Origin of the sequence: Paenibacillus sp. PSB04 (assembly GCF_025809195.1) — a bacterium.
In the GTDB taxonomy this organism is placed as follows: domain Bacteria; phylum Bacillota; class Bacilli; order Paenibacillales; family Paenibacillaceae; genus Paenibacillus_AQ; species Paenibacillus_AQ favisporus.
The window spans coordinates 4400442-4425720 of sequence record NZ_CP081301.1 but is presented as its reverse complement, the minus strand read 5'-3'; the positions used below and the strand labels follow the sequence as shown (position 1 = coordinate 4425720).

Genomic DNA, 25279 nt, shown 5'->3' with positions numbered 1-25279 from the left:
GCCTTAAAAATATGCTAGGATAAGATAAATCATAGATTCATTGACGACTGGCCAAAGGAGACTTCATTACAGTGACCATTAAACACGAAATACTCATTGAAAAAGAGCTGGATCTGGTATGGAGGGCTTGGACGGAAGAAGACCGCGTTAAGGCGTGGCTGGCTCCTGCAGCACGGATTGAACCATGGGAAGGCGGCAGATACGAGCTGTACCCTAACCCGAATGATCAGACACCGACCGGATGCAAGCTGCTCAAATATGAGAAACCGCGGGTGCTGCAGTTTGAGTGGAAAGGACCTGAAATTTTTGCGGAGACGATGAATCTGGACGGGGATTTAACCATGGTGCAGGTCAATTTCAAACAGCTGGAGGACCTTACCCGCCTCAGCGTGATGCATATCGGATGGAAAAATACGCCGCAAGGCATGGCTGCAAGGCAGTGGCATGTCCGTACGTGGCTTCAGCTGCTGGACGAGCTCAAAGCGGCAATAGAGTCCGAAGATCATATACTTAGCCGGCCGTAAATGGTTAACGTACAAATAGCCTGGTTCCGTAACATCTACGGCCAGGCTATTTTTTATAATGATATCTGCTCGTATCTGTCTATACGACCCTGCTGCCGAATGACCCCTTCGTGTACTATGGTCCGGTCCCTCGTGCTCTGCTGTTCCATTTGGTATCGAACTTCAGCCTTCTTCTATGTACCCGAGCAGTCGCTCCTGCATCTGATGGATGGCGCGTTTTCTCAGGCTGTATTCGGTCAGGTTCTCCCCTTCAAAATGGGCGTAGATCAACCCGGCGGTGCGCAGCTTCGAGATGTGGTCATGGGTGATGCCTTTGGACAGCTGGACATGACTGACGATTTCCGTAAACGTCCGCGGTCCTCCATGCAGAAAGCGCAAAATTTTAAGCCGGCTTTTCTCGCCGAGACTGCGGATCATCCGCAGGTCATGGGTCGGAATATAATCATCGTCTCCCAAATAAATGCGGGAATTATAATGGCAGTAAATTTTCCGTCCATAATGAGTCACCATGTTGACCGGTTGAAAATGGTACTGCGGAATGAGCACCAGCTCGTCCGCGCTGTCCACCGGTTTGAACAGCATGCCGTTGGTCGTCTCGTCGACAAAATCCGCCCGGTCCGCGTCCGTCAGCTGCTGCAGCCGCTCCTCTTTCTCCCGTTCCAGCGCCTGCAGAATGGCCGGATCTACGTTCCGGAAGTACTGCTCGTACCATTGTTCAAACATCGACCGCGTCCGGGCCAGGAAAACCTCCAGATCCTCGTCCGGAAACTCATTGCCGTTCGCCGTAAACAGCTGGACCAGGTCCTGAATCGTCAGGTTCTCCAGCCAGTCCAGGAATCCCTCGACGCCCCTGCCCTCCGGAACGAGGAGGCCCAGCAGGTAAGCAAAGCTCCACCAGTCGCCATTCACGAGCATCTCGTCCAGCATGGCGGCAAATTCCGGCTTGAGCTGTTTTTTGGTGGCCGTTGCCCACGAAGGGGACAGATCGATCTTTTTGTAGGACGCCCGGCAAATATAGGTATGAAGGCTGTTCATAAATTCATGTACGGGCTCGAATTTGATGTCAATGCGGTAATCCAATCCTCGGTTCCCCCTCTCAAATTAGTAATCATTATAACGTGAATGCTCCGTGATGTTCCACTCCTTTAACGAATCACCGTGCGATAGTCCAAACGGCATTCGATCGAAATGCTGCCTTTTCAGCACATAATGGAACTCAATATAAGGATTTCTTATCGATTTACTAAGAAAAATTGAAGACCCAACCTGTGAATATAAAGAGCACAGCGCCGCAGCACTGTGCCCTTTAGAAAGCACCCGCCAATCCGCGGACTGCTCCCGTGAACTTCTCCCTATATGTTACAACTCTACGCGCCCGCTTCCTCGACCATGACCTCTGGCTTCAGGAGCTTAATCCTTGAAATGCGCTTATTATCCGTTTCTTCCACTATGAAAATGTGGCCGTCCAGTTCTGCCGACAGTCCTCGCTGCGGAGGAATCGCCTCGATGCGTGAGTACAGCCAGCCGCCGATCGTATCGTAATCGGATGTATCCAGCTCCAGACCAAAGCGTTCGTTAATTTCTTCAATCAGCATCAATCCGTCAATCGAATATTCGTCGTCGCGGATTTTCTCGATTCCCGGACGTTCCTCGTCGAATTCGTCCTGAATTTCACCGACGATCTCTTCCATAATGTCTTCCAGGGTAACCAGCCCGGATGTGCCTCCATATTCGTCAATCAGGATGGCGATCTGGGTTTTGCCCCGCTGCATCAGTTTCAGCAATGCGCTGATCTGGATGGATTCGGGCACAGTCAGGATCGGACGTATCAAAGTATTGTATTCAAGCGTTGTGGAATGTAATAAGTCTTTAATGTGCAGGAAGCCGATGATATGGTCCTTATCCCCGTCACAGACAGGGTACCGGGTCCGCATGCCTTCATAAGCGATCTCGAGATTCTCCTCCCGGGACAGCTGGGTATTCAGACAGATCATCTCCGTTCGGGGAATCATGATTTCCCGTCCGGTCGTTTCCGCAAATTCGAATATGTTATCAACCAGTGCCATTTCCGTATTATCAATGAGTCCGTTTTTGTTGCTTTCTTTCATCAGAATGCGGATTTCTTCCTCCGTATGTGCCGAGTCCGACTCGGAAGCCGGGGCGACACGGAACACCCGCAGCAGGCTGCCTGCCAATCCGTTCAATACCCAAATGAACGGGTACATCAATTTGTTGAAATAGATCATGATGGCCGACGACATGAGCACGACCGATTCCGCCTTGCGGATGGCCATCGTCTTCGGCGCCAGTTCTCCCAGCACAATATGGAGAATTGTAATAAGCAGGAATGCAATGACGACCGCAATGCCGTGTACAGCTGCTTCGCCGAAACCTAGCGAATGAAGCAAAGGTCTGAGAAGCGTCGCGACCGCCGGTTCGCCGAGCCATCCAAGCCCCAGCGAAGCGAGCGTAATGCCCAGCTGGCATGCGGACAAATACGCATCCAAATTGTTGACGATCTTGCGGGCATACACCGCGCCTCGTCGTCCTTCTTCCACCAAGGTCTCTACCCGGCTGCTCCGGACCTTGACCATGGCAAATTCAACCGATACAAAAAAACCGTTCAATAATACGAGTATAAAAACCCATATCAAACTCGGTAAGGGGTCTCCCAATCTGCTTCCTATTCACCGTCATCCTTGACCGGCAAATAGGTACACCTCCTTCGTAAGTTAAAATGGTGAACCACCGTTATCCACTGCTGCGAATAGGCCGTCAACTTCCCAATGGATTCATCTCCCTTCAAATAAACGAAATCTTTAGCTTAATTTATACACTATACTTAATTATATAATTATACACTACACAGTCAAACGGCAAGGTATGACTGCATCATTCAGGGACGGCCTGATATTTCAAGCAATCGAGCGGTTGCCAGGCTAAAAGAGCCGTCCCTTGTCAATTCAGACACCAGGGACGGCTTTTTCGTCATTTGCTATGGATTTTATGGGCGTAATGCGGTTTAACGGGTTGTCGGCGGGTTGCCGATAACACCCGGATATTGATAGATCAGCGGCTCGTCAAATGTAATGTAGTCCAGGTTGATCGTCAGCAAAATAATCCGTTTGCCTGTCGAACGTTCACTGATGATGATGTGGTCACGGCCTGCCGCCTCGATGACGCCGGTGAATATTTTTGCATTCCACTGCGAGTTGTTTTCGTATGTCATGTAAAAGGTGCCCGTTTTGCCCAGATTCAGGCGAAGTATGTTCTCAACGTACGACTGCTCAAACTGCTGAGAAGGCGGTGCCTGGATAACAGCGCCGGTCTGTGTCATCGGGCTGCCGCTGGTCACTGGCGGAGGAACGGTTCCCGTAGTTCCGGGCTGTCCCATCATCCCCTGATGACCCATCATCCCCTGCTGCCCCATTGGACCCATCATTCCGTGCTGGCCCATCGGCCCCATGCCGGAGACCCCGGGATAACCTCCTCCAGAATACGTAACAGGTCGGAACGGTTGCGTTATCATTGTGTTTTGCATCCTCCTTTATATATGGCAAATTGGAAAACCATGTCCCATATGCTGCTTGAAGGTCTATCCATAGACTCGTGGGCAATCTGCGGCGGTTGGGCTAAAGAAGCAGTGGGATTTAAAACGTCCGGTTTGTTGCTGGTTGAACCAGGTCGGCGGGCATTCTCCCGTCGGACGGAAGAACCACAGCGCATTGGATGCCGGCCAGGTTCTTTCACCGTTAATGGACCGCCTTGCGAGCCTGATGTCGGCGTCTCTCGCTCTTTGATAGAAGTACCCTTTTTGCGTGGACTCAAACCCGCCGGGACTTTGAAACACCATATCCCGAATGCTGCGGATATTGTTGAAATCCAGGCAGTTGCCGAGCACCCGGTTCACCCCGACATTGCCGACCATCAGCATGCCCAGGTCTCCCTCAGATTCCGCTTCCGCTCTCATAAGCCGTGCCAGCAGCCTGGTTTGCTCCGAATTGGTTTTGATGACAGCCAAAGGTCCATCCTCCTTGCTTCGATGTTTTCCTCTACAGTGTATGTGCATCCGCCCAGTTGGTGACCAGAAAAATTGCGCTTCTTGTCCTTTCTTGCAGCTCATTTACAAGCATTTGACAAAGTTGTCCGTTCCGCAGGAAAGCTTTACATTCGTCTGATTTCCCGTTAACAACGCCTCTCTATACTGGGTAAGGAAAGTCCACATCCTTATAAAGTGAGGTCGAACCAGGCTGATGGAAAAAGACATGACGCTACCCAATCCTCCCCGATCCCGCGCCCGTGCCGGGGCCATCCCGCTGAAATCGCTGCGTGTTTCCCGCTGGAAAGAACGGCTGCTGGCCTATGGCTTCCTGGCTCCTTCTCTGATCGTTTTCGGCATCTTCCTGTTTTACCCCCTTGGTAAATCCGTCTATCTGAGCTTGTTTTTGACGGATCCGCAAGGCCGGATTGCCGAATTCGTCGGAATCGACAATTTCAAGGCCGTGTTGAGCTCGGACCAGTTCTATAACAGCCTGTGGGTCACCGTAAAATACATCCTGTTCACCGTGCCGACCGGTGCGGCGGCCGCCCTGCTGCTTGCCGCCTTGTCCCACCAGAAGCTTAGAGGCATGAAGATCTTCCGTTTCATCTTTTCTCTGCCGATGGCCGTCTCGGTCGGAACAGGCTCTGTCATCTGGATGATTCTGTACCACCCGACCCTCAGCATTCTGAATTACGGGCTCAGCTTTCTCGGTATCCCGGCGATCCAATGGCTAACCGATCCGAAGTGGGCCCTGCCTTCGATCGCGATGATGACCGTCTGGCTGAACCTCGGATTTAACTACATCGTGCTGCTGAGCGGCCTGCAGGGCGTTCCGGACGACCTGTACGAAAGCGCCAAGATCGACGGCTCCGGATCGGTTCGAACGTTCTTCCGGATCTCGCTGCCGCTGATCTCCCCATCCCTTTTCTTCGTTGGGGTCGTGTCGATCATCAGCGCGTTCCAATCCTTTGCCCAAATCAACATTTTGACCAAAGGCGGCCCGATGAACAGCACCGACGTCCTTGTGTATAACATTTATCAGGATGCATTCATCAACTATCGCTTCGGCAGCGGCAGTGCGCAGGCGCTGATCCTGTTCGTCTTGATCACGGCGCTGACGATCCTGCAGTTTAAATTCGGCGAAAAGAAGGTGCATTACCAATGACCCTTAGCAGAATCCAGCAGCCGCTGCTGTACCTTCTCCTGATCCTGGCGTCTCTGGCGACTTTGTTTCCGCTGCTGTACACGCTGTCGTCAGCCTTCATGAGCAGCGCTGAGTCAGCGGCGTACCCGCCCAGGCTGCTTCCGTCTGGACTGCATTTCGCCAACTTCGTTCAGGTGTTCCAGACCATTCCGGTGGCCCGGTTCATCGGCAACAGCTTCGTCGTGGCCACGGCCATCATGCTCGGCCAGCTGATTACGGCCAGCCTGGCGGCGTATGCCTTCGCGTTCTTGCGCTTTCCCGGCAAGGCGCTGCTGTTCTCCCTGTTTCTGTCGACGATGATGATTCCGTGGGAAGTCACGATGATTCCCAATTATTTGACCGTACGCAGCTGGCATTGGGTCGATACGTATCAAGGCTTGATCGTACCCTTTATCGCTTCGGCGTTCGGCACGTTCCTGCTCAGACAGTACTTTTTGCAGCTGCCGAAAGAACTGTTCGAGGCGGCAAAAATAGACGGCTGCGGCCATCTCCGCATCTTTTCCCGGTTGGTGCTGCCTTTGTCGGCGCCGGCCCTGGCGACCCTTGCCGTCTATTCCTTTCTGACGAATTGGAGCAATTATTTGTGGCCCCTGCTCATTACAAACAAGGAAAGCATGCGGACCGTACAGATCGGCATCGGCATGCTGCAGTTTGAGGAAGTCACCGCCTGGAACGTCGTCATGGCCGGCATCGTGGTGCTTCTGCTGCCGTCCCTCCTGCTCCTGATCATCGGTCTGAAGCCGTTGGTGCGGGGAATTACCGCAGGTGCGCTCAAAGGCTAGTAGTGGCATGAGGAAAAAGTCTATCGACGCACATTCAGTCCATTTGCACTCAATGAACCGGATCGTTGTTATAAGCCGGTTGGCGTTCCGGCTGGCTTATAATTTCCGATATCAATTAACGATTTCAAAAAGGGAGAGATTGTTGAAGATGAAACCATTTGGCAAGAAATCACTCGCCATGATGCTGCTGTCCTGCATGATGCTGCTTACGGCGGCATGCGGAACATCCAGCGGCGGCCAAGCTTCCGGGGAAGATACGGCAAATGCCGCGGCTTCCGCTTCCGGCGGCAGCAGTCCTGTAAAGGTGGTCTGGTGGCACTCCATGAGCGGGGATGTGGGAAAAGCGGCACAGCAGCTGGTGGATGAATTTAACGCTTCTCATAAAGATATCGTCGTTCAGGCGGAATACCAGGGGACGTACGACGAGAGCCTGAACAAGCTCAAAGCTTCGCTCGGCTCGGACAGCGGTCCTTCCCTGATTCAGGTGTACGAGATCGGCAGCCGCTTCATGATCGACACCAAGGCGATTACACCCGTACAGCAGTTCATTGATGCGGACCAATTTGACATTTCCAGCCTCGAACCGAACATTTTGAACTATTACAAATTTGACGACAAGCTGTACTCCATGCCGTTTAACACGTCCAACCCGATTTTGTACTACAACAAAGACGCGTTCAAAGCAGCCGGACTGGACCCTGAGAAGCCGCCGGCCACGTACGCCGAAGTGGCGGAAGCGGCGAAGAAGCTGACTAAGCAGGGACAAGCCGGCGGTTCCTTCGCGATCTACGGCTGGTTTATGGAGCAGCTGCTGGCCAATCAGGGCGCAGAGCTCCTGAACAACGGCAACGGCAGAACGAGTATGGCCACCGCCTCGCAGCTGAACAGTGACGCGGCCGTCAAGACGCTCGATTGGTGGAAGCAAATGGTGGACGACAAGTCGCTCTTGAACCTCGGTCGCAAGACGGATGATACGTCCAAGGCATTTGCCGCCGGCCAAATCGCCATGACGCTCGATTCCACAGCTTCGCTGCGCAGTATTGTTAAGGCTGCTGGGGACAAGTTTGAAGTCGGCACCGCCTTCCTGCCGAAGCCGGACGCCGCAACGAAAGGCGGAGTCATTGTCGGCGGGGCGAGCAACTGGATCCTGAACAATCGGCCGGAAGCCGAACAAAAAGCAGCTTGGGAGTTCATCAAATTTCTGGCCGAGCCGAAATCTCAAGCGGAATGGCATATCAATACCGGCTACTTCCCGATCACGACCAAAGCTTATGACGAACAGAACGTGAAAGACAACATGAAGCAGTATCCGCAGTTCCAGACGGCCGTAGATCAGCTGCACCAAACCGAACCAAGCCTCGCTACCCAGGGCGCGGTGATGGGTGTGTTCCCCGAAGCGCGTCAGCTGACGGAAACGGCGATCGAGGAAGTGCTTAACAACAAGAAAACGTCCAAGCAGGCATTGGATGATGCCGCCAAGGAAATTACGAGCAAGATCGAGGAATATAACAAAACGGTTGGCCATTAAGGTCAACTAATAGCTTGAACCCTTAGCATGACCCTCTTATATTGGCGAAGACAGCGCTTATAGCAGAAACAAACAGGAAAAGCCGGAAGTTCTCTTTTCGAGAATTCCGGCTTTCGTTTTGTCTTTTGCAGGGAACATTATCCAGATCATTGTCCGCAAGCCGTTATAGAGAAATCGGCGGCATCGTCTTGCCTGTTTCCAAAAAGGTTTTGAGATTGCTGAGAATCGCCGGCCAGCCGTTGTTATACCCTTCAAAGGTTCGTTCTTCATCAACAAAGTCGCTGTCCAGCAAGTTCTCGTGCCGGAGAATCAGCTTCACAACCGGACCCATGGGCTGCAGCTCGAAGGTGACGACGCCCGGGCTGTTCCGGGGCGTGTTGTCCCCTTTATAGGTCCAAGTAAAAGACAGCTGTCTGGGCGCATCAGACGCCAGCACCTCACCATAATCGGTTACCTCGCCGCCTCGCAGATAGTTCACGGCTGATCCGACTGTCCACTCGGATTCCACCCGTGTTCCGAAGAAGTATTTCTCGGTCAGGTCGCCATCGGTCAACGCTTGCCAAAGGTTCTCGGGCGTCGCAGCAATATAGGTGACATAAACAAAGGAGCGCGTGTCCATTCGGTTCATTTCCTCCCTCTTCTCATGGATTGCGGAGCTTGTATCATCATAGACAGCAGACATAGGCAAGTCAAGTAAAGCCGCTGAGGGATAGCCATGCACCAAAAAGCCCCGTTCCCAATGATTTGGAAACCGGGGCTTTCCTATGATGCAAATACGCGGATAACCGTAATTAATCGCCAACGACCGACGAGTTCGTCAAGGCATCCACTCCAGCCGAGATTCCTTCGGCCAAACGGCGGATGGCCTCCCGGTCGACTGCCTGGTCATAAATTCGCAGAACGGGCTCCTGAACTTCTCTGATTGTGGCCAGCAGGGCGATCGCTTCCTTCATCGAGCGGGAGTAGCGGCCGCGAATTTCGGCGATCTGATCCTCATACCGTTCGTCGGTTCCCGCCTTAATCGCCAGTTCGTAAACATCGAGAATTTCGTCGCCCTCACGGCTCGGAAAATGCTCATGGGGCGCCGTGCTGTCGAAGATCGCCAGGCTCTGCTGCGGAAAAATAATCATGTCCAGGCTGTTCGGATCAAAGCCGCAGTGATAGATTTCCGTGTCGACCCCTCGCTCCTCCGCCGCTTTGGCAAGGCGTTTAAACAGCGTCGATTTGCCGGAACCCGGACGGCCTTTGACAAAGACGCGCTTCTCCAGGCCATCCGTTAAATTCAGAACATAATCGACAGCCCCTTCACAGGTAGCCGCGCCAAGGAAGCGGTGAACGGCATGGGCGCGTCTTGGCCGGATCGGAACGAGATGTTCTTCCGCCCACTCTTCGGCAAGCCGGTCCATGACGGCCCGGTCCAGATTCTGGATATAGAAGGCCTCCCATTCATCATGGATCCGCAGCGTTTTTTGGAACGTATCGTAGGCTTCGCTGTAGAGCGCGCTCGTTTGCCGCTCGGCTTCTTCCATTTCGCCGGCATGCTCGTTCAGCAGCTCCGTGGAAATCGCATCCTCTAGATCGATCATGCGGATTTCGGTTCCTTCGAGAACCGGATCGGCGCTCCAGGCGTTGCCGTCGACAACCCCGATGCCGATATCCTTCAGGATGAGGCCTTCCAGCCAGTCTCGGTTCAACGGATGATGAATATAGTGAAGGCTCCAGCCCTTTTGGCTCCATGCTTCCGCAAGCTCCGAGAGAAATGCCGAGACCGCCGTCCCTGCCCGGCCCTGCAGTACGAAGACCGTATCCAAGCCGCTCAGCACCGAATCAAACAGCGTATATAAACCGTCCGCCGTATTTCCCCTCGCAAAATAATGCTTCACTTGATCCGCCATACGGGTCAACACTCCTTTGTCGTCCGAAAATGTTTACATCCTATGTTATGCATGGCGGCAGATCTGTGTGAATGCCTAGGGAAACAGGTTAAGGCTTCGCGGTTCTCCAGTAGTCGTAAGCGTGAACAACGTTTCCGGTATAGGACGGCGAATCGGCCAGCAGCCCAGGCAGCTTCGCGAGTTCTTCCTCCATGTAGGCGGATCCTTCCTCGGCAAAAGTAATATGGTTCCCTTCCCCGCTGTCCTTCATTTCGACAGAGATGAGAATTGGCTTGCCAAGCTCATTGGCAAAGGCAATCTCTTCCTTGGAGACGGCTGCGATCCCGTTCGTTCCTCCCGCCGTATCGCGGAATGCCATCAGGGATACAAAATCCATCTTGTCGATCATCCACTTGCTGATGGATTCTTCCGTGCCGGGGACCTTGTATTTGTCCAGCCAAACGGCCAAATCCATGCTGGCCTGCAGATTCGAATCCTTTTTGATTTCCTGGACAAAAGCGCTCAAATTCCCTGTCCATTCCTCAAGGAGATGACCCGGATCCTTTCTCCATTCCGGCAGCACGTACGGCTCGATATCCAGATGGATACCATGGAAACGCTCGTCCCCTGCCACCTCCTGGTTATATTTCTTCACATAATTCACCAGTTTCATCATCTTCGGACGGCTCTCCGTCAGTGCCCAAATCGGGTGACCGCCCATGGCGTGAACTTCGATGCCAGCGGCCGAGGCTTCCTTCACAAACGAACGATACGCTTCAATCGGCTGCTGAAGGTCCAGGCGGACGAACAGCCAGTTCAGCTTCTTCTCCTTGGCAAATTCGATAATTTCCTGGCCGTGCTCCATAACCTGATTGGCTTCCCATACGTAGGTGCCGCGCACCTGCTTATCCCTGTCTACCGGATCGGGGTCCGGCACTTGGCCGTCCGAAGGTGTCTCAGGCTCTGGATCTGGATTAGGTGCGGGATCCGGATTGGTGCCTCCCGGCTCTCCACCGTCCGGCATGTTCTCCCAGTTGCGGAAGTCGTGAATCGCGATACCACCATACGAGGTATAGGATTCCAGCGCGCCCGACAGCGATCCAAGCGATTGATCCATTTCGCTCTTCCCGCTTCCGTAGAAGGACGTATATTCCTCACCGGGCATTTGCTTCGTGTTGACGGCCACGAGGACTTTGGTGCCGAGCCGCTGGGCGGATTCCATCTCGTCCCTGGCCAGTTCCACGATGCCGTGCTCCGAATCGACCGTATTGCGGTAAGCCAGAACCGTCACATGGTCAAACGACTTCATAAACCATTCTGTCAGCTTCTCGTCGCCCTGGTCCGGGACGGTATACCCGTCAAACCAGAACGGGAGATCGATCCCGAGGTCCAGCTTGGAGCCGGATGCGTGCGCTGCATCCAGGAAGGCTTGTATATTATTGATCCATGTCCCGATGACGCCTTCCGGGTCGGTGCCCCATTCCGGAAGAACATAAGGTTCGATGTCCAGATGGATACCGTCGAACTGGGCGTCAGACGCTTCAGCGTTGTTGTAATCGTTTACCCAATCCACCAGGCCCACAAGCCGGTCACGGTGCTTGGTCTGTGCCCAACCCGGGTCACCACCGAGCGCATGCACGGCAATGTTGTCAGCATGAGCATTTTTTATGAAAGTTTCATATTCGCTTGCCGGCATGTCCCGATTAATCTGTAAGTAAATCAAGTTGATTCCTTGGTTTTGGGCAAAGTCAAGCAGGTTCTTCCCGCCATCCTCGATCAGCTCCGTCTGCCATACCCATGTGGCTTTGACCGGTCCGGACGGGGAAGAAAACCCCATCAGCAGCCAAGCCGAAAGGCACATCAGCGCGGTCAGCAGGATTCGAGAACTTTTGACAATCATAATTTCCCTCCATTCCTATAGATCTCTAGCAGAACGGAGTAATTATAGCATTGATGTCGAAAAAAGAGATGAGCCCAAGTCCTTATTAGGCTGGGCTCACCACAGGCAGCAGGTTTCCCGACTGCATAGAAGGAACTAAATTCTCCAGTTAATTTTTACCTTTTACAAGGCTATAGAGAAAAATTGGAAAGGATTAGTACCTTTTGATTAGTCGAAAAGTTACGGTTCATATATCATTTTGCGGGTCATGCCCCCATCGACTACGAGGTGGGTCCCGGTTACAAATGAATTGTCCGGATCTGCCAAATATAGACAAGCCCGGGCGATATCATCCGGTTTACCTACTCGTCCCGCCGGATGCTGACTGTGGTCCTCCTCCCGCAGGGCGGAGTAGTCTCCCGTTTCGATCCAGCCCGGGCTGATGCAGTTGACACGGACCCCGTCCGGCCCAAGGGAGACGGCCATCGCATGGGTCAAGGCCACGATCGCTCCTTTGGAGGCGGCATACGCCTCGGAATTCGGCTCCGACATGAGTGAACGGGTCGACGCCATGTTCACAACAGATCCATGATTCCCCTTCTCCTTCATAATCCGGGCCGCTTCCCTGGTCGCCAGAAAACAGCTGCGGACATTCGTGTTCAGCACGTCATCCCATTCGTCCACCGTCAGATCGTACGGCGACTTCCAGCGTGACACGCCGGCATTGTTGATCACGACGTCAAGTCTCCCGTATTCTTCCAGTGCCGTCTGCATCAGCCGCTTGATATCCGCTTCGTTTCGCACGTCGCACGGGCAGAACACAGCTTGTCCCCCGTCCTGGCGGATGGAGGCGGCAGCTGCCGCACCTGTCTCCTCATGTTGATCACCCAGGACGACCCGCGCGCCATGCCGGGCAAAAGCCCGTGCAACTCCTTCTCCGATTCCCTGCGCCGCCCCGGTCACCACGACGACTTTTCCTTCGAATGACATGACCATTCCTCCTTTAGATCTAATCTCAATGTCTCTATTTAACCTTAACGCAGCCGGGGAATCAAGAAACGTCCGTGCTTCATGCTGTCCGCGCAAATCAGAAAAAAAGCGCCTACGGCAGAGCGATCTGCCGAAGACGCATCCATTCAATTCTTTGGATTCGTGTTCCGAAACTATGGGTTCATCCTCCGAAAAGCGCCCGGGGTGCCTTCTTCTCCGGATACGCGCATGTAGCGCTGAAATCCCAGGTATCTCGTTCCCTGGAAGGTAAGCCGGCCGGCGTCGCCCTCGGCACATAAACCGTACTGTTCGCCACTAACCGTAAATTCCATCCGGTCGCCGCTCTCCACTTCGAAAGTAAGGTAATAGGTCGTTTTCGTATAGCTGGATAGATGGTCATTGGTATCTTGATGCTGATGATGGCTGACCTGACTGCGTTTGCTGACAATCCGGGAATCCACGGTGAGCACGGGCTGCTTGTTGTTGCGCCCCCACTGCAGAATACCTTTTCCGGCAGACAGTACAATAATTCCGATAACAACGACAAAAAAGATCGGCATGACCTTTCCGAAGAAATCGAACATCCAGAAAGACGTATCTCCCATGCTCTTCCCCCTTCCATCCACCAGCTTCAAGCTTCACAGTGACACGCATAGCATGGTCATTAACAGTATATGCGTCCATTTGAAGAACTTGATGCCAATCTTACGGGATCAGAGCACTTTCCATGTAATTCCCCCATCAATCGTCTGAAGGAGCCGCGATCGCATTTCGTCATTTTTCATAACGAGTATCCAGCCGACGCGCTGGGAGCTGAACTGCAGCTTACCGACTTCGGGATATTCCTTTAATATACTGGTCAGCACGCGGCTTGCGGGCAGCGGCATCCACGTCTTCCCTTGGTCTTCGGTGTGATACATTAGATTGCCGACCAGAGCCCAGCCTTGTGTAGAATTAATAAATGAAGGACGAAGCGACTGGTTTACCCCCTTATTCCATCCGAGGTTAAAAGGGGCAAAAGTCCAGGTCTGGCCTTGGTCTTTCGTGAAAAAGCCGTTGTATTTAGCTGAATCGCCAACCTGGCAGCCGACGGGAATCCAGCCTTCCGAATTGGACGTATCGAAAAATTCCGGGCTTGACGGAATAAATCCGCTGCAGGACGCCAGCTTGTCCCGGTTAAAAAACGCCGGTCCTTCACTCCACTCGCCGCCCCCATCCTGTGTACGGTATAGCTTCGGCACCCCAAGCTCCTGAATCATCGCAAAGCCTTTTGCCGGGCTGGTAAAGGTCATGCCCATCGCATAGCCGAGCGGCGGAATAGCACCCTGCGTCGACGTCTGATTGCTGCTGATATAATTATGCATCACCATTTTCCATTTGGCTCCGCCGTCTTCGGTTTTATACAGCGTTTTATCCTGTTTGCCTGTCGATGATTCCGCAGTCAGCATAATCCAGCCGACATGATCGGAATCGAAAAAGATCGAGGTCACCTTGTTCTTGTCCGGGATGGAGGCTACTTTCCAGGAACCGCCTCCGTCCGACGTATGCAGCACGATCGTCTCCGACGTGCCGGAAGCGTTGCGGACCACCCAGCCGTTCATCCGGTCCTTGAAATACAGGTCTCTTCCATATTTTAAATTGTCGGGAAATTGTACATTGGAAGCCGGCGAAATGTTGACCCACGTTTTTCCGTTGTCTTCCGTAAGGTACATCCGCAGTTCATTTCTCGTCAGTCCCCACGCGATGCCCGTCGTCCCGCTTAGGAGCTGGAAGTCCGTCAAGCGGGTCTGTATTTGGTATTGGGATGGATCTTCCGCAGCGGCCTTGGCTGATTCTGTCGGCACCACGGTCAGCGTTTGCCCCAGCTCTGCAGGCTCGGGATTCGGGACAGGTACAGACGCGGGTTCTTCCTTCTCTGTTGTGCAGGCAGAGAGCAATAAACAGAACAGGAGACCCATGCCCGTCCATTGTTTCCACCGTTTCATTCTCATTCCTCCTTCGCTGAGGACCCTTACACTCAAGTCATCTTCTAAAATAAATATTATAACATAAAGAGGTGCTCACGCCAGTCGGATACGACTGGTATGCAATGGTACACAACAATACCCGGCATCCTCATGAAGGACACCGGGTATTGTTGACTAGTATGAGCGCAATGGATCAGCGAACCACTTTTACGCGCTCCGCAATCGGCTGGAACTCCTTGTCCCCTGCCGGCGCCGTCGGTTTGCCGAAAGGCATTTGGGCGATCAGCTTCCAGGATTCGGGAAGGTTCCATTCACCCCGGACGCGCTCGTCGATCAGCGGGTTGTAATGCTGAAGCGAAGCGCCGAAGCCTTCAAGCTCAAGCGCCGTCCAAACGATCAGCTGCACCATCCCCGAGGTTTGATTCGACCATATCGGGAAGTTTTCGCTGTAGGCGGCGAATTGGTCCTGAAATTTGCGAACGACGTCCATGTCTTCATAGAATAAAACGGTGCCGTAGCCGCTGCGGAACGAACCGATCTTTTGCTCAGTCGATTTAAACGCCTCCGGATTGTTGACGACCTCGCGCAAAATATCCTCCGTAATATCCCATAAGCGGTCATGATTGGACCCGAGCAGAACGACCGCGCGGGAGGTTTGGGAATTGAACGAGGAAGGCGCATGCTTGACTGCGTCCTCCACGATTTCCTGAATACGCTCATCGGTGGTCACGTTCTGTTTGCTGATGGTATAGATGGAACGTCTTCTTTTCAGTGCTTCGATAAAATCCTTGGGCATCGCTCTTTCTTACCTCCATGTTATATATCTGGCGACAATGTGCCTGGACCAAGGAATATGTACTTTGGCCGTTACCGGTTAACTTTCCCAGTCTGCTTTTTTAATATGCGGACCCCCTGGGATGGTTTGCATCAAAAAGTCAAGCCCATCCGCTGATATCACGAATGGACCTGCCTGTTAGTTACACGTTGTTCCGTGCTTCGGTTTCAATGGTTCGCTTCATAACCTCTGCTCCCCGGTCGACCCGGATCTGAATTTCCGCTGCCAGCTGGTCGGGCAAAAAATCCGTAATCCACACAAGGCGGCACCGGCCCCCGCTGTCCTCGTACACCTGAAACGAAGCATGGTGATGCTGCAGCGGCATTTTCGTTTCCACTACCGCATAAGCCATTCTTCTCCGCTCATCATCCCGGGTGACGATCAGTTCTTTCACAATATTGCCGTTGCTGAAATGGATCAGCCGGTTCACCCCGTCAAAATACGTCTCAGCCGTGTAATCAGGCACGAACCGTTTATTCACGGCGCCGGCGTCACGGACGACATCCCATACGAGTTCCGGAGATGCTTCGATCCAAATTTCTTTATAAATCGTTGCCATCTCAGCATCCGCCTCCATTCCATGGGTGGGCCGACTGAACATTCGATGAAACGAATTGTACGAATGAACCCGGACGAATCCGAATGTATCGGCTGATCCGCTGTATGGTGCCGTCGAATGCAGATTTGAATTGTTCATATAAAGGAGAGATTTCTGGATGAGGGTTTGCGGCATTCGTGCGCGAAAGGGGGACGTTTCCTTCGATCGTTTCCTTGGCTTTGTCCAGCATCCGGATTATTTCGGTTTCGCCAAAAAAATGCAATCCGCCTTGAACGCCCTGCCAATATCCAGGCGTATCAAGCAAATACCGGATCCAGGCTTGGAAGTCCAGTTCCGAATGGCATGCGGGGTACAGCAGCCTGATCATGAACACCTGCTGCTGATCCGGATGAAGCGAACGAATCACACTTGCCTTATCGGCACCCTCTTTTCCCTGCAACGCGCTGACTGCCGGGTCGGTACAAGCCAAAACAAGCTCTGCATCGGTTAACGCATCAAATGCCTGCTTCTTCATTTCCACTAATTTCAAAATATCACTCTCCTTGCCTTCATTTTATTTTTGACTGATTTATAAGTCAATATTAAAATCAAAAAAAACATCAGCCTCCTTTGATCAAGGAAACCGATGAATCTACGATTTGATGGAGCATCCCGGTCAGCTTTATGTTGACCTCGGCATCCGGCATCCCTTGGGCTTCCATCTCCTGCTTGGATTGATCCAAATAAGCCATCCCCTGGCTCACCGAACCCCAAAACTGCATCGCCATCAAGTGCGCGTCACCCTGCCGGATCTCGCCTTCCGCGATGCCTCTGTCAATTGTGCGGGTCATCGGGAGCATAAATCCCTTCACCCAATCAAATGGTGAAATCTCGTCCGGGGTATAGAGGAAATGGATATCGTGACTGATCCGCATGTAAAAACGGGACATCACCGGATTTTCCAGAACCCGTTCGCAAACGATTCGCGCATAGGTTTCGAGCAGCTCCAACACGGGAAGATCCTGTGCAAAAAATGCATCGGTATAGCGCCGGGATTCCTCCATCATGTGCTCATACAGCGCTCTGAACAGGTTTTTCTTATTTTTAAAATAATAGAATACAAGTCCGTGGGCGAGCCCGGCCCGATCCGCAATGTCGCTGACTTCCGAAGCCGCATACCCCTTCTCAACATATACACGCATGGCTGCCTGCAATATTTCCTGCTGCCGCTGCCTGCGGATTTCCTCATTTTGTTCTTTGGTGCGCGGAGACATGATACGTCCACCTTTTCGTTGGCTTAGATAGATTGAACCAAAGTATTTGCAATTGAACATCCTATGATAACGGCCAAATATGCCTATAACATTCATTTCTTCAGTTCATTCAATATAGATACTAGTCGAAATTATAGGAGAAGCATATCGGGTTGTCAATTTGCCGGCTATTGGCCGCAAACTCAAAAAGCCTTAGGGCTGATTCAGCTCGAAAAGGCGATAGATCCCCTCCCGCTGCTCAGCCGCAAGGCTTTTTCGTAAGCAGTGATAAACTGCAAAAAATTATCGTTTCACCCAGGCTCGCTCCAGGTTCATTTCCTGGATGCATTCCTCCGTGTCGTGCGTGTCATTGTCGATAAGCGGCGTGACCGCGTACGCATGCATCTCTTCCGCCGAATGGGTACGCAGAATCGGATCCAGCGCGTCCAGATCCATCGTACTTTCATCCAGCCAGCGCTCCATGTCCCCGGGAGATAGAATCGCCGGCATCCGGGCGTCGAATTCACCGATCAGCGGATTGGCATCCGTCATGACCAAGGTGCAGGTGCGCAGCGGCTCTCCACGGGTATCCCGCCAAATTTCATACAATCCGGCCACGCCGAACATGCCGCGGTTTTTCATCACTACACGGACAGGATAAGACTTCTTGCCTTCCCTCTTCCAGTAGTAAAATCCGTTGCAGGGGATCACGCAGCGCTGCTTGTCCACCATTTTCCGGTAGCTGGGGTTCTGGTGCACATTCCTGAGATCCGCATTGATTGCGTCTTTTCCCCAATAAGGGATAAAGCCCCAGCGGAATTCATCCAAAATCCGCGCCCCGTCCTGCTGGAGCACCACCGGCATATGCTGCGTCGGACTGATGTTGTAGCGGTTTTTATAGTAATACATCACCCGTTCGATTTGAAAATGCTCCTGAACCTCCGGCAGCTCGGCGGCCATGGAAAAACGTTGACACATGAAGCATCAGCCTCCCTTTACCCCGTATTGTTTGCCATTGGAGGGAAATTATTCATGTGCCCGCCGCTTGCACAACAAAAAAAACGGCCCCCTTCGCGGAGGGAACCGTTCTGACGTTTGGTTACTCGGAAAACACTGCCGGAGTTTCGGTCAGGTTCTCGCGTGATTATTTTCTTTATCATCTTTCTTATGAAGCAGCCGCTTCCAGGCCGCCCAAAGAGTTCGGGCTGAAGCAGCTCCATCGGAGGATCGATCAAGCTCTATAGATTACGTGTGACCAGCTGGTCCCGTTTAGGCCCAACGGATACGTATTTTACTTTCACCCTTGCGGTCACTTCGATGATCTCAATATACCGCTTCGCCGCCTCAGGCAGCTCTTCAAAGGAACGAATGCCGGTAATGTCACATTTCCAGCCCTTGTGATGCTGCAGAACCGGCTTGGCCTCATCCAGCTTCGCACTCACTGGAAACTGGTCGGTTACCGTCCCGTCTGCAAGCTGATACCCGATACATACAGGGATTTGGTCCAGGTACCCGAGTACGTCAAGATTCGTTAACGCGATCTCGGTGGCTCCTTGGATCATGCAGCCGTAGCGGGTTGCTACCGCATCGAACCAGCCCACGCGTCTCGGACGTCCGGTTAATACGCCGTATTCGCCCGCATCGCCCCCGCGCCGGCGCAGCTCCTCCGCTTCTTCGCCTGCCAGCTCGGTCACGAACGGGCCGGCACCGACGCAGCTCGAATAAGCTTTGACCACCGCCACCACTTGGGATATGGCATAAGGCGGAAGCCCGGCACCAACCGGCGCGAATCCCGCTAACGTTGAGGAAGACGTGGAGAACGGATAAATGCCGTGATCCGGGTCCCGCAGCGCTCCCAGCTGCCCTTCCAGCAAAATGCCTTCCCCTTTGCGATAGGCCTCATTCAGCATTTGGGCCGTATCGCACACGAACGGACGAATCTTCTCGCCCTGTTCCAGTAATTCAGGCATGAGATCCTCCGGAGTTAGAGGCTGATGGCCATAAAGATGTGTCAGCAGAACATTTTTGGCTTCCAGCATCTGTTGCAGCCGGCGCCGAAGTCTTTCTTCATCGTACAAATCGGCCACCTGCACACCGAGCTTGGCGTATTTATCAGCATAAAATGGAGCAATCCCCTGCTTTGTCGAACCAAAGCTCCGCGCCCCCAAGCGTTCCTCCTCCAGCTCATCCAGCAGCCGGTGAATCGGCAGGACGACCTGCGCCCGATCCGATATAGCCAGTTTCGGTTCGGGGACGCCCCTTGCCAGCAAGGCTTCCCGTTCGCTCACCAGCACGTTTACGTCCAGCGCCGTTCCAGTGCCAATCACATTCGTCACATGCGGATAAAATACGCCGGAAGGCAGCATATGCAGGCCGAATTTCCCGTATTCGTTAATAATCGTGTGCCCGGCATTGCTTCCGCCCTGATATCTCACCACATAAGATGATTTGGCTGCCAGCACATCCGTCATCTTGCCCTTTCCTTCATCGCCCCAGTTGGCTCCAACAATCGCTGTTACGGTCAATGGTTTGGCCTCCTCTTGTTTTCCTTTACAGCGATCATTATAATTTGGATTAGTTACATAAGTAAAATTGATATTAATAATGATCGATATAAATTGAGGTAATGACAATGAATATTCAAATGGAATGGTACCGTGTTTTTTACTGGACGGCCAAGCTTGGCAGTTTGACAAAGGCGGCAGAGCAGCTGCATATTACCCAGCCTGCGGTCAGCCATACGTTAAAGCAATTGGAAGGTGCTCTTGGCGGGGCTTTATTTTTCCGGTCAGCAAAAGGAGTCACATTAACCGCAGAAGGCGAAGTGTTGTACAGCTATGTGGAACAGGCTATGCAGATGCTGGACATCGGGGAGAAGAAGATGACCGAGATGCAGAATCTGCTGCTTGGGGAGATCCATATCGGAGCGAGCGACACCTTGTGCAAACATTACCTGCTGCCATGCCTCGAACAGTTCCACCAGCAGTATCCTGACATCAAGGTGCATGTCACGAACCGGACGACGCCGGAAACGATCACATTGTTAAAAGAAGGAAAAATCGACTTTGGGATCGTGAATCTGCCTGCGGACGACCCCAAAATCGATTTTCGGCCAAGCGCTCCCCAGCAGGACTGCCTTGTCGGGCATCCGAAGTATGCGGAATTAGCACGGCAGCCGCTGCCTTTGGCGGAGCTTCACCAGTACCCGCTGCTGCTTCTGGAACCGGGTGGAAGTACGCGCCGATTTCTTGACAGCTACGCCGGGGCGCACGGCACAACCCTTCATCCCGAATTCGAGCTGGGCAGCCTTGATCTCTTAGTGCAGTTTGCCCAGAGCGGATTTGGGCTCACCTTCATTACGCGCCAATTCATCACCGAAGAGCTAGCCTCGGGCAAGCTCGTAGAAATCCCTTTGACACCGCCGATTCCACTTCGGCACATCGGGATTGCGACGCTCAAAAACGTCCCTCTTTCGGCTGCATCCAAACGGTTTATCGGCTTTTTGTCGTAGCTGAAAACCGAAATGCAGGCCTGAGTTAACATTCACGGATGAGTAACGACGGTCGTGCGACCTGTTTTAAGCATCCATCGATTCCCGCCGGAGCAGACGAAAGCCGAAATCGCGCCCGAACAAGGGCGATAGTGCCTGCCATAGCATGCCGATCCCGGCATCTATCCGTTCCATATTTTCGGAGTCGCCAACATCCACCGGATCCAACCCGATGTCGCGGGACAACCGGGCAACCGTATCCTTTGCTTCGTCATCCTCCCCGCTGATATAAACGGTGGCATTGCCCTCCTCGTATCGGGGCTGGGCAAGCACTTCCCAAGTAAGGGTATGGAATGCCCGGACAACCCTGGCCTCCTGCGCCAGTCTACGCACCTCCATATCGGCCGACTGCCCGTCGAAACGGATGGTGCAGTTGATCAAAACTTTGCCGGCCAGAGCCCCGGCTTCCGCCAGCACCCTTTCCACTTGGTCCGCCATCACGGCCAGCAGGATGACTTCGCCAAAAGCAGCTGCTTCCCGAACGGTTCCTGCCTGTGCCTGAGGGCCGGCCTCCTGAAGCAGAGCTTGAATTCGCTCATGATACGGATCCCGAGTGCCGAACATCACCTCATGCCCCTCTGCGGCCCATTTTTTTCCGAGCGTTCCACCCATGTGTCCCGTTCCGATCACACCTATTTTCATGGTCATTCTCCTTTGCGATGGATAGATTGAGGGGGAGCAAGCCCCTCTCTCAAGCATTCTAATCGCTGGAGCCGTCTCCAGCGCAAGTCATGACATCAACATTTTTAATCCGGTAACCTCTTCCCTTATTCAGACGTCTTAGATAAAAAGGAGTGAACTTTGAATGAAAAAGATGATTGGGGCGATCACTGCGGCATGCTTGCTCATGTCAGGCTCGTCCGTCTATGCGGCTGTTCCGGACAAGGTATATATGGAAAATGTTGAAGTCCCGAACGCAACACCTATGCTGAAAGACGGGCGGGTGCTGGTCCCCTTGCGTACCTTAGCCAATTCCATCCATGCAACGGTTTCCTGGGATGCCAAAACCCAAACAGCGACCGTCCGCAAATGGTCGGAGAAGGTTGTGATTCCGCTTGGTAAAAACGCAGCTGTGGTGAAACAGGGAGATGGGTCGACGAAAATCAAGCTGGATGTGCCTATGCAGAAAATTCACAATCAAATGTATGTACCGCTGCGATTGTGGAGCGAATGGCTGGGGTACCGTCTGGAGGTGAAGGGCACGACGGTATCGTTTCAGTCTCCGCTGAATCCGATGCAGCTGGATGTGCTGAATTCAGGTGACCTGGCCGACGCCCGCCGGATGATGCTCGATATGAACAGTCGCCTGCATTATGAGCATGAAGCCTTGAGCAGCGAGCATACTTCCGAAGGGTTCAGCACCATCCTTCTCTTCCCTCAAGGGGTGGGCACCCGGTATTACGTCATCTCCGACAACCTGGTGTCTAGGATCGAGTTAAAAGGTGGGATGCAGATCGTCACCTGGCAGGCGCACATCTCGCCGGGCGTGAGACCTGTGGAGGAGCTGTTTGCACAGCAGAAATTTACGGACGCAACCGGACCGTTACCCTGGAAGGATACGACCTATTTTTATTACCGCGAAGGCAGCATTGTGAACATCAATACGTACACAGCGGGACGTCTGGATCCGGATGGAAAGCTGAACAAGCTGGCATATAAGCTGACGCAAGACGGGGAGATTCGGGAGCAGTCCGGAACCCTTACTCTAAAGCTCCCCGATGAGGTCCGGACAGATGTGAAGAAATGAATGTTGCATATAACTTCATGTAGATATTCATGCGGAGTCTATAAATCAAAAGTGCACCTAACTCAGCCATTCTGCCGAATTTCAGCTCGAATGAACTCGTTTAAGTGCACTTTTGCTTTTAAATCATATTTTGAAGCATCAATATGTGGCCTTCAAGATTTTTGCGGTACTCCTCACCAGCCGGATAAAAATACAATGTCTTGAAAAAGTTCATGACATTCGTTCTTGAGCGAAAAAAGTATAACGTGGCTCCCTCATCAGCATGAATCCGAACTAGATCATGAGCGATCCCTTGCAGCCAAAGGCCGAGATCCACTTCTCTACGATCTTTTCACATATCCTCTCGTATCCTGCTCCATTTCGAGATACTGGCAGACCCGTTCAAGGAGCCTGCTTACGGTATCTCGGTCAAGTCGGACTTCAATCTGGTCTTTCTGTAATACAGTAGCAGCAGCAAGTGCCGAAAATGAACGTTTAAACACCGAATCTGTGCACACTTCACCAATTTGATAAAATAAATGGTTATCATCAATAGCTTTAGTCAGAATATGCTCCAGTTGGTCTTCGTTAAAAAAATCGTTATGTATCCATCGGGCTAGTGTTCTGTATATGAGCTCGTCTCGAAGCCGGGGATCAGTCGCACCGATGTTCTCCAGCATAAAGGAGATCATTTCGTTGGCCAATTCACGCGTCATCGACTCCTTTGATATGGCTATTAACTCCTCAAGCCGCCTTTTCAACGCTACCTCCTCCCCACTTCCACCACGGACAAAATAACCTCTGCCATCTGTTCTTCGGACATAGTCCGCGGCTCTCGCGCCCACTGAATGGCCGGACCAAAAATAGCCCAACTAACGGCCCTTGCCCGTGCCTTAAGCTGCAATGGATCATCAATCGGATATCCAGGATCATTCCTCATCAACCCTGAGATATAACGGGTTAATTCTTCATGGATGGTCTCCTCCAAAATTGAAACCGGTACCCTGCTGGATGGCTGCCGGTGGCTATATTTACCCTCAAAGCACTGAAGAACGGCAATCACGATCTTTCGTGCTGTTTCGCGGTTCCACGGAGAATTCGGCGAAACGGCATTCATCAGCAGCTTGCCGAAGTTGTCCCGGATGACATGTTCCAGGAGCATATATTTATCCGTGTAATGGAAGTAAAACGTCCCCCGGCTCACATTCGCCCGTTCCGCGATATCCTGCACGCTCATGGCGGAAAAGCCCTTTTCCCGAATCATCTCGACGAAACCTTCCCGAAGCAGCTGACGTGTGCGCTCGATTCTGCGATCACCGTTTTTATCTGTGGATGCCATATCTATCCCTCCCATAGTTGGATATCGTTCATGATCAATGACCTACTGCTGAACAATTCTTCCTTACTGTTCAAAACTGAACACTGGCAGCGATTTGTATATGGTTCACTTCCTTGCGCCGACCTAAAATAATCATATCTCAACTGACTTCTGCGAAGAAAGGGATATCACCTTATGTTCTTGTGAATATCTACGTTCAACTATGAAAGGGGAAATTTAATGGTGGAAGAATATACAGCGGACACAATGCATGAAGCAAAAAGTGATCTTGACGGCAGATTCAACAACGCGATAACAGAACTTGTTGAAATCACCACGGCATACTTTTGGAACGGGCGGTCCAAGGAGGCGCTGCACATCCTGAATCAGCTTCTCCCGATCACCGGCATCTGCGAGGCGCAGCACCTACGTTTTCCGATTTTGCTGCAGCTTGGCAAAATACAAGCCAATGAATACGTCTACACTAACGCCGAACCGGAACCTATGTTTTCTATATTGAACGAAGCCAGGCGTCTCGCTGAGCAATCCAATGACCGAAAAGGCCTGGCCGATGCGCTAAGCTCCCTTGGTACGGCCCACTATTTTGTTGAACTGAATGCGAGCTCAACGATCGAGAGCACCGCAGGACAATATAAGGAGGCTTTGAATTATCATGAGCTGGCATTGAAGCTGAGGGTCGAAATTCAGGACAACCGCGGTATAAGCGAATCGTATTTTCAAATCGGTACCGTGTATGAACGCTGGCAAAAGAAGGAGATGGCCCTGAATTATTACGCCCGGGCAGCCCGAATCGCTGAGGAAAATCATTTTCCATTAGAGCAGAGCGAGCCTGCCCGCCACTTTGCTTTCCATGCGTTTCAATCCGGAGACCTGGACGAAGCGTTAAGGTTTGCACAGCACGCTTTATTCATGCGAGAAACAGCAGGGTTCAAGCCCCATTTGCCGCTGGATCATTTGCTGCTGAGCGACATTTACCTCAAACGCGGCCAGATCGAAACGGCTCGGCAGCATGCTGAAACCGCCACCCGCTTGGGAGAGGAGATGGGCTATCTAAGAGCCGTTTCCTCCTCCTGCCTCACCCTTGGCGATATTGAACTCACCCAACAAAGGGCTGATACCGCCCGTACTTATTATGAAAAAGCTCTCTATTTAGGGCATGAACTCAAGCTCCCACTTTCTGTTCACAGAGCAGAAGAAAGACTGGAACAATTGAACGATCGCACGTGAATCCATATGCTGAATTCCAGT

26 protein-coding genes are annotated in these 25279 nt (G+C 52.4%); 7 read left to right on the top strand and 19 right to left on the bottom strand.

Going from position 1 to position 25279, the window contains the following annotated elements; translation table 11 throughout:
- Positions 1-71 precede the first annotated feature (71 nt).
- The gene (locus tag K2F33_RS20510) at positions 72-524 is read left to right on the top strand and encodes an SRPBCC family protein (protein ID WP_089547780.1); all 453 of its coding nucleotides are present in this window, start codon (positions 72-74) and stop codon (positions 522-524) included.
- A 162-nt stretch (positions 525-686) separates the two neighbouring features.
- On the opposite strand, the gene K2F33_RS20505 is transcribed toward K2F33_RS20510, so the two are convergent.
- The 4 genes from K2F33_RS20505 to K2F33_RS20490 form a co-directional block, all read right to left on the bottom strand.
- Entirely contained in the window at positions 687-1604 is a 918-nt protein-coding gene (locus tag K2F33_RS20505; protein WP_076171615.1) for an ArsR/SmtB family transcription factor, read from the bottom strand.
- Positions 1605-1891: 287 nt separating this feature from the next.
- Positions 1892-3199 (bottom strand): hemolysin family protein, encoded by a 1308-nt coding sequence (locus K2F33_RS20500; protein WP_076171613.1) that lies wholly within the window; start codon positions 3197-3199, stop codon positions 1892-1894.
- 347 nt (positions 3200-3546) lie between these two features.
- A complete protein-coding gene (gene gerQ / locus K2F33_RS20495) occupies positions 3547-4053 on the bottom strand; it encodes a spore coat protein GerQ (protein ID WP_089547781.1) in 507 nt (168 codons plus the stop codon).
- Positions 4054-4119: 66 nt separating this feature from the next.
- Complete coding sequence (locus K2F33_RS20490; RefSeq protein WP_076171610.1) at positions 4120-4545, bottom strand: cell wall hydrolase; 426 nt, start codon at positions 4543-4545, stop codon at positions 4120-4122.
- A 232-nt stretch (positions 4546-4777) separates the two neighbouring features.
- Between K2F33_RS20490 and K2F33_RS20485 the strand changes: the two genes are divergently transcribed.
- From K2F33_RS20485 to K2F33_RS20475, 3 genes are all read left to right on the top strand, one after another.
- Positions 4778-5731, top strand: coding sequence for a carbohydrate ABC transporter permease (locus K2F33_RS20485; RefSeq protein ID WP_212984159.1), 954 nt, complete (start codon positions 4778-4780; stop codon positions 5729-5731).
- Positions 5728-6552 (top strand): carbohydrate ABC transporter permease, encoded by an 825-nt coding sequence (locus K2F33_RS20480; RefSeq protein WP_263878409.1) that lies wholly within the window; start codon positions 5728-5730, stop codon positions 6550-6552. The genes K2F33_RS20485 and K2F33_RS20480 overlap by 4 nt, the downstream gene beginning before the upstream one ends.
- Before the next feature lie 148 nt (positions 6553-6700).
- Positions 6701-8080 carry an ABC transporter substrate-binding protein gene (locus tag K2F33_RS20475; protein ID WP_263878408.1) on the top strand — a complete coding sequence of 460 codons (1380 nt, stop codon included), beginning with the start codon at positions 6701-6703 and terminating at the stop codon, positions 8078-8080.
- 163 nt (positions 8081-8243) lie between these two features.
- On the opposite strand, the gene K2F33_RS20470 is transcribed toward K2F33_RS20475, so the two are convergent.
- The 12 genes from K2F33_RS20470 to K2F33_RS20415 all read right to left on the bottom strand — a co-directional run bounded on the left by K2F33_RS20470 (position 8244) and on the right by K2F33_RS20415 (position 19941).
- Entirely contained in the window at positions 8244-8708 is a 465-nt protein-coding gene (locus K2F33_RS20470) for an SRPBCC family protein (RefSeq protein WP_263878406.1), read from the bottom strand.
- A 163-nt stretch (positions 8709-8871) separates the two neighbouring features.
- Positions 8872-9975 (bottom strand): hypothetical protein, encoded by a 1104-nt coding sequence (locus tag K2F33_RS20465; RefSeq protein WP_263878405.1) that lies wholly within the window; start codon positions 9973-9975, stop codon positions 8872-8874.
- An 88-nt stretch (positions 9976-10063) separates the two neighbouring features.
- The gene (locus K2F33_RS20460; protein ID WP_263878404.1) at positions 10064-11854 is read right to left on the bottom strand and encodes a glycoside hydrolase family protein; all 1791 of its coding nucleotides are present in this window, start codon (positions 11852-11854) and stop codon (positions 10064-10066) included.
- A 219-nt stretch (positions 11855-12073) separates the two neighbouring features.
- A complete protein-coding gene (locus tag K2F33_RS20455; protein ID WP_212984163.1) occupies positions 12074-12823 on the bottom strand; it encodes an SDR family NAD(P)-dependent oxidoreductase in 750 nt (249 codons plus the stop codon).
- A 173-nt stretch (positions 12824-12996) separates the two neighbouring features.
- Positions 12997-13428 carry a DUF2500 domain-containing protein gene (locus K2F33_RS20450; protein WP_089547788.1) on the bottom strand — a complete coding sequence of 144 codons (432 nt, stop codon included), beginning with the start codon at positions 13426-13428 and terminating at the stop codon, positions 12997-12999.
- Between the two features lie 108 nt (positions 13429-13536).
- Positions 13537-14808, bottom strand: coding sequence for a WD40/YVTN/BNR-like repeat-containing protein (locus K2F33_RS20445; RefSeq protein ID WP_263878403.1), 1272 nt, complete (start codon positions 14806-14808; stop codon positions 13537-13539).
- 175 nt (positions 14809-14983) lie between these two features.
- A complete protein-coding gene (locus K2F33_RS20440; protein WP_076171583.1) occupies positions 14984-15586 on the bottom strand; it encodes a nitroreductase family protein in 603 nt (200 codons plus the stop codon).
- 181 nt (positions 15587-15767) lie between these two features.
- Positions 15768-16184 (bottom strand): SRPBCC family protein, encoded by a 417-nt coding sequence (locus K2F33_RS20435; RefSeq protein ID WP_263878402.1) that lies wholly within the window; start codon positions 16182-16184, stop codon positions 15768-15770.
- A gap of 1 nt (position 16185) precedes the next feature.
- Positions 16186-16713, bottom strand: a complete 528-nt coding sequence (locus K2F33_RS20430) for a hypothetical protein (RefSeq protein WP_263878401.1) — start codon at positions 16711-16713, stop codon at positions 16186-16188.
- A 70-nt stretch (positions 16714-16783) separates the two neighbouring features.
- The gene (locus K2F33_RS20425; protein WP_263878400.1) at positions 16784-17437 is read right to left on the bottom strand and encodes a TetR/AcrR family transcriptional regulator; all 654 of its coding nucleotides are present in this window, start codon (positions 17435-17437) and stop codon (positions 16784-16786) included.
- Positions 17438-17719: 282 nt separating this feature from the next.
- Positions 17720-18394 carry an SOS response-associated peptidase gene (locus K2F33_RS20420; RefSeq protein WP_076171574.1) on the bottom strand — a complete coding sequence of 225 codons (675 nt, stop codon included), beginning with the start codon at positions 18392-18394 and terminating at the stop codon, positions 17720-17722.
- A gap of 260 nt (positions 18395-18654) precedes the next feature.
- Entirely contained in the window at positions 18655-19941 is a 1287-nt protein-coding gene (locus K2F33_RS20415) for an adenylosuccinate synthase (RefSeq protein ID WP_263878399.1), read from the bottom strand.
- A gap of 107 nt (positions 19942-20048) precedes the next feature.
- Here K2F33_RS20415 and K2F33_RS20410 point away from each other — a divergent pair, with 107 nt between their 5' ends.
- Positions 20049-20927, top strand: a complete 879-nt coding sequence (locus K2F33_RS20410; RefSeq protein WP_263878398.1) for a LysR family transcriptional regulator — start codon at positions 20049-20051, stop codon at positions 20925-20927.
- Positions 20928-20993: 66 nt separating this feature from the next.
- Here K2F33_RS20410 and K2F33_RS20405 read toward each other — a convergent pair whose 3' ends face one another.
- Positions 20994-21608, bottom strand: coding sequence for an NADPH-dependent F420 reductase (locus K2F33_RS20405; RefSeq protein WP_318670992.1), 615 nt, complete (start codon positions 21606-21608; stop codon positions 20994-20996).
- A gap of 163 nt (positions 21609-21771) precedes the next feature.
- Here K2F33_RS20405 and K2F33_RS20400 point away from each other — a divergent pair, with 163 nt between their 5' ends.
- Entirely contained in the window at positions 21772-22713 is a 942-nt protein-coding gene (locus K2F33_RS20400) for a copper amine oxidase N-terminal domain-containing protein (protein WP_263878396.1), read from the top strand.
- Between the two features lie 320 nt (positions 22714-23033).
- Here K2F33_RS20400 and K2F33_RS20395 read toward each other — a convergent pair whose 3' ends face one another.
- Both K2F33_RS20395 and K2F33_RS20390 read right to left on the bottom strand, forming a co-directional pair.
- Positions 23034-23453, bottom strand: coding sequence for a DUF2785 domain-containing protein (locus K2F33_RS20395; RefSeq protein WP_263878395.1), 420 nt, complete (start codon positions 23451-23453; stop codon positions 23034-23036).
- 2 nt (positions 23454-23455) lie between these two features.
- Positions 23456-24031, bottom strand: coding sequence for a TetR/AcrR family transcriptional regulator (locus tag K2F33_RS20390; RefSeq protein WP_263878394.1), 576 nt, complete (start codon positions 24029-24031; stop codon positions 23456-23458).
- A gap of 219 nt (positions 24032-24250) precedes the next feature.
- On the opposite strand from K2F33_RS20390, the gene K2F33_RS20385 reads away from it, so the two are divergent.
- Entirely contained in the window at positions 24251-25258 is a 1008-nt protein-coding gene (locus tag K2F33_RS20385) for a tetratricopeptide repeat protein (RefSeq protein WP_263878393.1), read from the top strand.
- Positions 25259-25279 lie beyond the last annotated feature (21 nt).